We start from the raw sequence: 9,927 nt of genomic DNA, 5'->3' as shown, positions 1-9,927 counted from the left end.
CGGCGTGACGGGTCTGTGGCAGGTCAGTGGCCGCTCGGATCTGTCGTGGGACGAGTCGGTGCGCCTGGACCTGTCGTATGTGGAGAACTGGTCGATGGTGAGCGATGTGTTGATCATCGGTAAGACCGTCAAGGCAGTGCTCGCCAGCGACGGCGCCTACTGACACAAGCTCGAAAAAGAACGGCCTCGGGGTTTCGACTCCGGGGCCGTTCTCGATCTCCGACACCCAACCGTGATTTGACTTTCCGCTGTGATGACCCGCACAGTATGTACGCACAGCGTTCGTGACGTACGCAGTGCGTGCAGTTCTGATTCCCTCGGAAGGAACCTCCGGTGTCACGACGCTCATTCGAATTCGGCCGACTCCGCACTGCGGCAGTAGTGGGGTCGGGTGTGCTTGCGCTCGTCCTCGCAGGCTGCAGCACCGGAGAATCCGCTGTTCAGGACACGGTCCAGGAAACGACGGTCTCGGACGGCTCTGCCTCGGACTCTGCCCACCCCGCGGCCGACGCTCCCGCCGAGGGAGAGATGCGCGTGACGCTGCTCGGCACGGGCAGCCCGGTGCCGAGTACCGAGCGCTACGGCATGTCCACGCTGGTCCAGGCCAACGGTCTGAACCTCGTCTTCGATGCGGGGCGCGGAGCCACAGTCCGCCTGACGCAGGCCGGCGTTCCGGTCGGTCAGGTCGACGCCGTCTTCCTCACCCACTTCCATTCCGACCACATCAACGGTCTGTCCGACCTCTGGATGAGCAGCTACGTCCCGGCACTCGGTGGGCGCGAGGGCGCCTTCCAGCTCTACGGACCCGTCGGCGTCCGGAACATCGGCGACGGAATGCAGAGCACCTACCGCAACGACATCGACGTGCGCGTCGCGGACAAGGAAGTCGATCCCGCGACCACGCCGATCGAATCGCACGAGTTCGCAGAAGACGGCGTCGTCTTCGACCAGGACGGCGTCACCGTCACGATGTTCACCGTGGAGCACGATCCGGTCGGTGCGATCCAGCCGGCGGTCGGCTATCGCGTCGACTATGCGGGCAAGTCGGTACTCATCAGCGGCGACACCGTGCCCACCGAGAACGTTCTGAAGTTCGGCGAAGGCGTCGACGTGCTGGTGCACGAGGTGGCCGACTTCGAGGATCCGTCTGCGCTGCCCAGCGTGTACGCGCACCACACGAACCCGCAGCAGGCCGGCGACATCTTCGAGCAGACCCAGCCGAAGATGGCGGTCTACAGCCACATCGTCAACGGCATCCCGGGCCGCGTCCCCGGCATCTCGGATGAGATGCTCGTCGAACGCACCCGCGAGAACTACGACGGTCCGCTGACCGTCGGCAGCGACCTGATGACCTTCCTCATCACCGGCGACGAGGTGCAGGTCGACAACTGATCGACAGCACGGACCGAACCCCGCCGACACTGTCGGCGGGGTTTCGTCGTGGGGCATCCGGGGTCATCTGGTGGATGTACCGCGTTTTCGACGAGGAGGACCAGACATGGCGGCCACCGTCTCCGATCGTTTCGACATCGACGCCACACCCGAGCAGGTGATGCGCGCCCTGAAGGATGTCGAGCGCATTCCCGAGTGGTCGTCGGCGCACAAGAGCGTCGAGGTGCTCACCCGGGACGACGACGGCCGGCCGCTCCGGATCCGCATGACCCTGTCGCTGCTCGGCTTCTCCGACACCCAGACGATCGAGCATTCGTGGACAGAGAGTTCGACGTCGTGGACTCTCGTCGAGAGCTCCATGCAGCGCAGCCAGGACGGCGAGTACGCACTCGAACCGACCGAGCGCGGCACGCGAGTGCACGTCACCATGTCGCTCGAACCGAAGGTCCCGGTTCCCGGCTTCGTGCTCAAGCGCGGCCAGAAGCATGCGGTCGAAGCGGTCCGGAAGGGGCTGACCGAGTTCGTCCTGTCCAATTACGCCTGACTCGCCGTCGGCAGTTCCAGAGTGAACCGGGCTCCGCAGCCCGGTCCGTCACTGTGCGCGTGGATGCGACCGGCGTGGGCTTCGACGAGTGCCCGCGCGATCGTCAGGCCGATGCCGCTGCCGCCGTGATTCCGGTCGCGGGCGGTGTCCGCGCGGTAGAACCGGTCGAAGAGGTGGTCGAGGTGATCGGGCGCGATGCCGGCGCCCGTGTCGGTCACGGTGATCTCCGTTCGGCCGCGGCCCAGGATGCGAGTGGCGACGGTGACGTTTCCTCCTGCCGGTGTGTGCCGTAGGGCGTTGTCCAGCAGGTTCGCCAGCACCTGTCCGAGCCGGTCGGGATCGACCGTCACCGGTGCAGATTCGACGACCTCGGCCTGCAACGTCACGCCTTTGCCGTCGTACTGCTCGCGCACCGCGTCGACCGCCGTGGCGACGAGGGTGCCGGTGGTAGTGGGCACCCGATGGATGCGGGTGAGGTGCTCTTCCGCCCGGGAGACCGCGGTGATGTCCTGTGCCAGGCGGTTCAGCCGGTGGGTGGCGGCTCGCAGAATCTGCCGGGTGTCGTCGTCGAGAGTGCGGACGCCGTCCTCGAGTGCTTCCAGATAGGAGTCGAGTGTGGCGATGGGTGTGCGCATTTCGTGTCCGAGGTCGGCGAGCATTCTGCGCCTTGTGATTTCGGTGGCTTCGAGGCGTCGTGCCAGCTCGTTGAAACTGGTTGCCAGTTCGTCGAATTCGTGGCCGAGGTCGGGGCTGGGGACGCGGGTGTCGTAGCGACCTCCGGCGATCTGCGCGGTAGAGGTGGTCACCGTATCGAGCGAACGCTGGATACGACGCGCGATGTACCAACTGACCGCCGAGGCCAACAGCACTGCGATCGCGACCGCCAGACCCCACGCGAGGACGATGGCCCAGGTGAAGGCTTCTTCGACGTGGGCGGCCTGGCTCGAATCGTGATCGATCCCCGCTTGTCCGAGATGGTCGTGGAAGATCCCGGGAGCGAGAGCGGACGCGACGAGCCATGCGCTGACGGCACATCCGACGACGACGGCGACGAGCGCGAGGAACAGGCGGGTGCCGAAACTCGTCGTGCTGGGGGAGTGGGACGTCATCGTCCTGTTCCCATCCGGTAGCCGACGCCCCGCACGGTGCGCACGAAACGTCCCTGGTTCGCGTCGTCGCCGAGTTTGCGACGCAGATGCCCGATGTGCACATCCACGAGGTGGTCGTCACCGACCCAATTCTGCCCCCAGACGGCCGCGATGAGCTGAGCACGGGTGAACACGATTCCCGGGTCCTGCGCCAGGGCAGCGAGGACGTCGAACTCGGTGCGGGTGAGTGCGACCGGCGTGCCGCGCACGGCGACCTCCCGTCCGTCGACGTCGAGGGACAGCTCCCCGAACGTCCGCGCCTCCCGCCTCGCGGACGCTACGACCCGCGCGGTGGTCCGGGGACGACGCAGCATCGCTTGGATGCGGGCCATGAGTTCGCGCGGGCTGAACGGCTTCGTCAGGTAGTCGTCTGCCCCGACGGACAGACCGATCAGGGTGTCGACTTCCTCGGTGCGCGCGGTGAGCATCACGACGTACGCGTCGGAGAAGGTTCGCAGCTGCCGGCACACCTCGACACCGTCGAGTCCGGGTAGGCCGAGGTCGAGCACCAGGATGTCGGGGTCGACCTGCCGCGCGAGGGTCACGGCCTCGGACCCGTCGCCGGTGATCGTCACGTCGAAGCCGTCGCGTTCGAGATACGAACCCACGAGCTTCGCCAACGACCCCTCGTCCTCGACGACCATGGCTCGCATCCGGGCGGTCGAGCTCGGGACGGGTGCGGATCCGCCGGAAGGTCCCGTCACACGGGCAGAAGAAGGCATGGGATCCATCATCGTCACCCGCAGAGGTGCTGACGATGCGCCCGCAGATCTTGAGCAAATCTTCATGCGATCTCCATCGGATCCCGGGAGCACACCCGCGAGGGTGGACATCATGAACAAGAAGACTCTGGCTGCCGGTGCGATTGCGCTGGCGGTGACGTTCGCAGCGTCGGCGTGCAGTGATTCCGGTGGCGACGAAGCAACCACGGCGACCGCCACTTCGGCCCCGACATCCGCCGAGGCGAACTCCGCGCGGTTCGACCAGGACGATGTTATGTTCTCGCGCATGATGATCCCGCACCATGCGCAGGCCGTCGAGATGAGCGACATGCTGCTGGCAAAGGACGGCATCCCGGAGCCGGTGAGGGCGCTGGCCGAGCAGATCAAGGCAGAGCAACAACCCGAGATCGAGCAGTTCGAGGCATGGCTCGAGGAATGGGGCATGCCCATGCGCGGTGACGACGCTCCTGGAATGAACGGCCACATGTCCGGCATGCCATCTGTCTCGGACATGCCGGGTATGGACGACATGCCGCACATGGACGGGATGATGAGCGAGCAGGACATGCAGGCACTGTCCGACGCGCAGGGTGTCGACGCTGCCCGCCTGTTCCTGGAGCAGATGATCGTCCACCATGAGGGAGCGATCGAGATGGCGCAGGACGAGATCGAGGACGGGCAGTATCCCGAGACCGTCGAGCTGGCCCGCACCATCGCCGACACGCAGCAGAAGGAAATCGACACGATGCGTCAGTTGTTGACCACTCTGTAGCCGATCCGCGTCGTAGGTTCGTCCCGTCCGCCGAGTCAGGAGCTGTCGATGTCCCAGCAGGTGCACGAACACACGCACGAGCACGAGCACGCCGGTCACGATCGTCACGCGGGACACGGCGCCCACGGCGAGATGTTCCGGCGACGGTTCTGGGTCAGTCTGATCCTGTCGGTGCCGGTCGTGGTCTTCAGCCACATGGTCGCCGAGCTCTTCGGCTACCACCTCCCGGATGTTCCGGGTACCGAGTGGATCCCACCGGTGCTGGGCACCGTCATCTTCTTCTATGGCGGCGTGCCGTTCCTGACCGGAGGCTGGGCCGAACTGCGTTCCCGCCGACCGGGGATGATGCTGCTGATCGCGATGGCCATCACGGTGGCCTTCGTCGCGTCGTGGGCCACGACTCTCGAGGTCGGCGGTTTCGACCTGGACTTCTGGTGGGAATTGGCGCTGCTGATCGTCATCATGCTGCTCGGTCACTGGCTCGAGATGCGGGCGCTGGGTTCGGCGTCCGGTGCACTCGAAGCACTGGCCGCGATGCTGCCGGACACTGCCGAGAAGGTCACCGACGACGGTGTGGTCGAGGTGCCGCTGCACGAAGTGGCTCTCGGCGACGTGGTGCTCGTGCGCGCGGGAGCACGCGTGCCCGCCGACGGCACGGTCATCGACGGGACCGCCGAGGTCGACGAGTCGATGGTCACCGGTGAATCCAAGACCGTCACCCGCGACGTCGGCGACACTGTGGTCGCGGGCACCGTCGCCACCGACAGCGCGCTGCGGGTGCGGATCACGGCGGTGGGGGAGAACACCGCGTTGGCCGGTATCCAGCGCATGGTCGCTGATGCCCAGGCGTCCTCGTCCCGCGCGCAAGCGTTGGCGGATCGTGCCGCGGCCTTCCTCTTCTATTTCGCCGCGATCGCGGGTGCTCTCACCTTTGTCGTGTGGACGTTGCTCGGCAATCTCGACGAAGCCGTGGTGCGTACCGTGACCGTCTTGGTCATCGCCTGTCCCCATGCGCTGGGTCTTGCGATTCCGCTGGTGATCGCAATCTCGACCGAACGCGCGGCTCGCGCGGGTGTGCTCGTCAAGGATCGGTTGGCACTCGAACGCATGCGCACCGTCGACGCAGTGTTGTTCGACAAGACCGGCACCCTCACGCAGGGCAAGCATCAGGTCACCGGTGTCGTCGCGACGGCGGGAACCGACGAGGAACATCTGCTCGCCCTGGCAGCTGCGGTCGAAGCCGACAGTGAGCACCCGGTCGCGCGAGCCATCGTCGCCGCCGCCGATGCCCGCGTGCCGTCGGCCGAGCGGATGGCGGTGACGGACTTCCGCTCGTTGCCCGGCCGCGGCGTGCGCGCACTGGTCGACGGTGTGGAGGTGACGATCGGCGGACCGTCCATGCTGTCGTCCCTGCAGTTGTCGGTGCCCGACGACGTCGCCGCAGTCACCGACGGGTGGGTGCGACGCGGTGCATCGGTGCTGCACGTTGCCTCCGACGGTCGGGTGCTCGGAGCCGTGGCGCTCGAGGACACCGTGCGCGACGAATCGCGGCAGGCCGTCGACGCCCTGCACGCGCGGGGCGTGAAGGTCGCGATGATCACCGGTGATGCCCAGCAGGTGGCCGACGCCGTGGCCGCCGATCTCGGCATCGACGAAGTGTTCGCGGAAGTGCTCCCGGAACACAAGGACGCGAAGGTCGCCGAATTGCAGAAGCGCGGGCACACCGTCGCAATGGTCGGCGACGGGGTCAACGACGCGCCTGCCCTCGCGCGAGCCGACGTCGGTATCGCGATCGGAGCGGGCACGGACGTCGCGATCGAGTCGGCCGGTGTCGTCCTCGCCGCGAACGATCCGCGAGCAGTGCTGTCGATCATCAAGCTCTCGCACGCGAGTTACCGCAAGATGTGGCAGAACCTGCTGTGGGCAACCGGATACAACGTCGTCGCCGTTCCGTTGGCGGCCGGTGTGCTGGCCTTCGCCGGTATCGCGATCTCGCCGGCCGTGGCCGCGGTGCTCATGTCGGCGTCGACGATCGTCGTCGCGCTCAACGCGCAGACGCTCAGGCGCCTCGATCTCGACCCCGGGCACGCTACCGACGGACGAGTTTCCCGATAACTTCTCTTTTGTTGACGCGCGCGAGCGACACTTCTGTGAGACGATCTCAATCGCATAACGTATCGGAGTCGCTACGGAGGACGCGGCATCGATATACGGGGTTGTCGACGTCCGAGTGCAGGGAGGTGCTCGAGCGTCGAAGCGTCTCGGGGAGGAGACACACTATGAGGGTTCTTCCGTCATGACCACAGTTCGTCACACGAACGACGATGCTGCACATGACCTTTCGCTTATCGACACCAGTACCGGCGTTCCGGCCGGTGCTCGGATGTCCACCAGATGGGGATGGCAGAAGTCCTACGTCAACACTCTGTTCGTCACCGACGCTCTGGTCGTCGTGCTGGCCATTGCGCTCGCGCATGTGATGCGGTTCGGGCAGGATTCGCTCGTCACCATGGACGGCGTCGGAACGCTGAGTTACACGCTGATCTCCGTTGCGTTCGGCGTCGCATGGATCGCTTTCCTGGCTCTTTTCCGTACCCGCTCCAGGCGGGTCATCGGCGCCGGCTTCGAGGAATATCAGCGCGTCGTTTCGGCGACGCTCAATCTTTTCGGCCTCGTCGCCATCGTGGCGCTCATCTTCCGGATGGAGCTTGCGCGCGGCTATCTCGCCATCGCTCTGCCCGTGGGTCTCGCGGGACTGCTGTTCTTCCGGTGGGTTTGGCGACGAGCTGTCGCACGTCGGCGCCGGAAGGGTGAGTTCACGACGTCGGTGCTGGTAGTGGGCGGTGCTCGCGCAGTTCGTCACATGGCCAGCACGTTCCAGCGTCGTAGCGGTGAGGGTTATCGCGTGGTGGGTGTGTGCGTGCCGCGGTATTCCGGTGTGCCGGGCGAGAGCATCGATGTGGACGGTCGGCAGATCCCGATCCACGGTGACGAGAACACCGTCGTCGAAGCGTTGCGTACCTCGGGTGCCGACACCGTGGCGGTGACCGCCACTGAGACGCTCGGCCACGAGGGCATCCGCGACCTGCTGTGGCAGCTCGAACCCGAGCGCGCCGATCTGGTGGTGGCGACCGGCGTCGTCGACGTCGCGGGTCCGCGCATCGAGATGCGCCCGGTGGCCGGCTTGCCGCTGATCCATGTGGAGAAGCCGAGCTATCACGGTGCCAAGCGCAGCGGGAAGCGTCTGTTCGACCTGGCGTTCTCGCTCGCCGCGCTGCTGTGCCTTGCTCCGGTCTTCGCTGTCGTAGCGCTGCTCATCAAGCTCGAGGACGGCGGCCCGATCTTCTACAGGTCCGAGCGCATCGGCCTCGACGGAACTCCGTTCGGAATGATCAAGTTCCGCTCGATGGTGCAGAACGCCGACAAGCTGGTCGACCAATTGCTCGATCAGAACGAGGGCGCCGGCCTGCTCTTCAAGATGAGAGAGGATCCGCGCGTCACCCGTGTCGGCCGGGTCCTGCGCCGGTTCAGCATCGACGAGCTGCCGCAGTTCATCAACGTCGTGCGCGGCGAGATGAGCGTGGTGGGTCCGCGCCCGCCGCTGCGTCGCGAGGTGGAGAGCTATGACGGCCGGGTCAAGCGTCGCCTGCTGGTGCGTCCCGGTGTCACGGGCCTCTGGCAGGTCAGTGGCCGGTCGGATCTGTCGTGGGACGAGTCGGTGCGTCTGGACCTGTCGTATGTGGAGAACTGGTCCATGGTCTCCGACGTCCTGATCATCACGAAGACCGTGAAGGCGGTCGTCGCCAGCGAAGGCGCGTACTGATCTTCGATCGAGCGATTCTCGCCCCAAGATCAACTTCGCGGTAGTGTCTCAGGCTGTCGCCGTCCCCTGCACGGTGACGTCGAGCCCCGCCGGAAGGTTACTCGCATGCCCTTCCGGCGGGGTCTCTGCGTCTCCGGACTTTCCAGTGGGCGGGGCGCATCTGATTGCCGAGGCGGGGTGAATTCACGGGTGAGTTCTTACTCACGGGTAACATTCTGGTCCGGCGAACCGTTGTTCGACATGTGAACTGGGTTTTTGTGCTGCTCGTCTCGTGGCTGGTGCTATCCGTCGCCGTCGCTGTGGTCTTCGGTCTGGTCGTTCGTGCCCGCGACGAACGCGAGCTCCCGCCGCCGCTCGACGAGGACGGTGAGGACGATATCCGTGACGTCGGATAGCCGCTCACCTCGCAGATGACCGAGTTTGCGACGGGTCCGTGACGGGAAGCCGATTTGCGACGAGCTTTCACGCAACTCGGAAACCATCGATTCGCAGGACGGTACTCATGGCTGAGCAAAACGTGCACACCAATAAGACCGATCAACTGAAGTTCCAGGATCCGACTACTCGCTATCCGTCCATCTCGCCTCCGAAGCAGGACCAGCCCGAGCCTGGTCTCGACGCCGACATGGTGCCCAAGGCCGACATCGGCGAGTTCTCGTACCGAGGCACGGGCAGGCTCGAAGGACGCAAGGCACTGATCACCGGTGGTGACTCGGGCATCGGCGCTGCTACTGCCATCGCATTCGCGCGGGAGGGCGCCGACGTCGCGATCTCGTACCTGCCGGATGAGGAACCCGACGCAAAGAACGTCGCTCGCATCATCAGCGAGAGCGGCCGTAAGGCGATCACGCTTCCCGGTGATCTGACGGACGCCTCGTTCTGCTCCGACCTCGTCAACCAGGCGGTCGAACAGCTCGGCGGCCTCGACATCCTGGTCAACAATGCCGGAAAGCAGATTGCCGTCGAAGGGCTGGATGATCTGCCCGACGATCAGCTCGAGCAGACCTTCCAGGTAAACATCCTCGCGATGTTCCGCACCACGCGCGCGGCGTTGAAGCACCTGCAGCCGGGTTCGACGATCATCAACACCACCTCGATCGTGGCGTACCAGCCGTCGCCGGCGTTGATCGACTACTCGTCGACCAAGGCCGCGATCAACAACTTCACGAAGAACATGGCGACCCAGCTGGCGGAGAAGGGCATCCGTGTGAACGCGGTTGCGCCCGGACCGATCTGGACGCCCCTCCAACCGTCGGACGGTCAGCCGAAGGAAGAGCTGCCCGAATTCGGCCAGAACACTCCGCTCGGACGTGCGGGGCAGCCGACCGAGTTGGCGCCGGCCTACGTGTTCCTGGCGTCGCCCGAATCGAGCTATGTGGTGGGGGCGACGATCCACGTCAACGGCGGTATGCCCTCGCCGTAGAACGAGCCGAAATCAACGAGTCGTGGGGGGCAGGGGGGACGCCCCTACGCCGGCCAAGCCTTCCTTAAGTTTCTACCTTGCTTGGTGCGATCCGTCATGACCC

10 protein-coding genes are annotated in these 9,927 nt (G+C 65.5%); 8 read left to right on the top strand and 2 right to left on the bottom strand.

Annotated features, from left to right (window positions below):
• The 3 genes from ACQR3U_RS22955 to ACQR3U_RS22945 form a co-directional block, all read left to right on the top strand.
• Positions 1-163: sugar transferase (locus tag ACQR3U_RS22955; protein ID WP_428692117.1), on the top strand; the 163-nt coding region annotated here is incomplete at its 5' end.
• Positions 164-333: 170 nt separating this feature from the next.
• Entirely contained in the window at positions 334-1,392 is a 1,059-nt protein-coding gene (locus ACQR3U_RS22950) for an MBL fold metallo-hydrolase (RefSeq protein WP_230811540.1), read from the top strand.
• Between the two features lie 106 nt (positions 1,393-1,498).
• The gene (locus ACQR3U_RS22945; protein ID WP_230811541.1) at positions 1,499-1,936 is read left to right on the top strand and encodes an SRPBCC family protein; all 438 of its coding nucleotides are present in this window, start codon (positions 1,499-1,501) and stop codon (positions 1,934-1,936) included.
• Here ACQR3U_RS22945 and ACQR3U_RS22940 read toward each other — a convergent pair.
• Both ACQR3U_RS22940 and ACQR3U_RS22935 read right to left on the bottom strand, forming a co-directional pair.
• The gene (locus ACQR3U_RS22940; protein WP_230811542.1) at positions 1,927-3,045 is read right to left on the bottom strand and encodes a sensor histidine kinase; all 1,119 of its coding nucleotides are present in this window, start codon (positions 3,043-3,045) and stop codon (positions 1,927-1,929) included. The two genes, ACQR3U_RS22945 and ACQR3U_RS22940, sit on opposite strands and share 10 nt — an antisense overlap.
• Positions 3,042-3,728, bottom strand: a complete 687-nt coding sequence (locus ACQR3U_RS22935; protein ID WP_308251514.1) for a response regulator transcription factor — start codon at positions 3,726-3,728, stop codon at positions 3,042-3,044. Before ACQR3U_RS22935 ends, ACQR3U_RS22940 begins: the two co-directional genes overlap by 4 nt.
• Positions 3,729-3,918: 190 nt before the next feature.
• Between ACQR3U_RS22935 and ACQR3U_RS22930 the strand changes: the two genes are divergently transcribed.
• From ACQR3U_RS22930 to ACQR3U_RS22910, 5 genes are all read left to right on the top strand, one after another.
• A complete protein-coding gene (locus ACQR3U_RS22930) occupies positions 3,919-4,578 on the top strand; it encodes a DUF305 domain-containing protein (protein WP_006553069.1) in 660 nt (219 codons plus the stop codon).
• 48 nt (positions 4,579-4,626) lie between these two features.
• Positions 4,627-6,693 (top strand): heavy metal translocating P-type ATPase, encoded by a 2,067-nt coding sequence (locus tag ACQR3U_RS22925; protein ID WP_230811543.1) that lies wholly within the window; start codon positions 4,627-4,629, stop codon positions 6,691-6,693.
• 268 nt (positions 6,694-6,961) lie between these two features.
• Positions 6,962-8,401: a sugar transferase gene (locus ACQR3U_RS22920; RefSeq protein WP_269066069.1), complete on the top strand. Its 1,440-nt coding sequence runs from the start codon at positions 6,962-6,964 to the stop codon at positions 8,399-8,401.
• A gap of 242 nt (positions 8,402-8,643) precedes the next feature.
• The gene (locus ACQR3U_RS22915; RefSeq protein WP_162836411.1) at positions 8,644-8,796 is read left to right on the top strand and encodes a hypothetical protein; all 153 of its coding nucleotides are present in this window, start codon (positions 8,644-8,646) and stop codon (positions 8,794-8,796) included.
• 107 nt (positions 8,797-8,903) lie between these two features.
• Positions 8,904-9,824: an SDR family oxidoreductase gene (locus tag ACQR3U_RS22910; protein ID WP_230811544.1), complete on the top strand. Its 921-nt coding sequence runs from the start codon at positions 8,904-8,906 to the stop codon at positions 9,822-9,824.
• Positions 9,825-9,927: the final 103 nt, after the last annotated feature.

The sequence above is a fragment of the Rhodococcus sp. IEGM1339 genome (genome assembly GCF_050321925.1).
GTDB lineage: Bacteria > Actinomycetota > Actinomycetes > Mycobacteriales > Mycobacteriaceae > Rhodococcus > Rhodococcus pyridinivorans.
The sequence above is the reverse complement of the archived record's forward strand: the minus strand, read 5'-3'. Positions and strand labels throughout refer to the sequence as shown.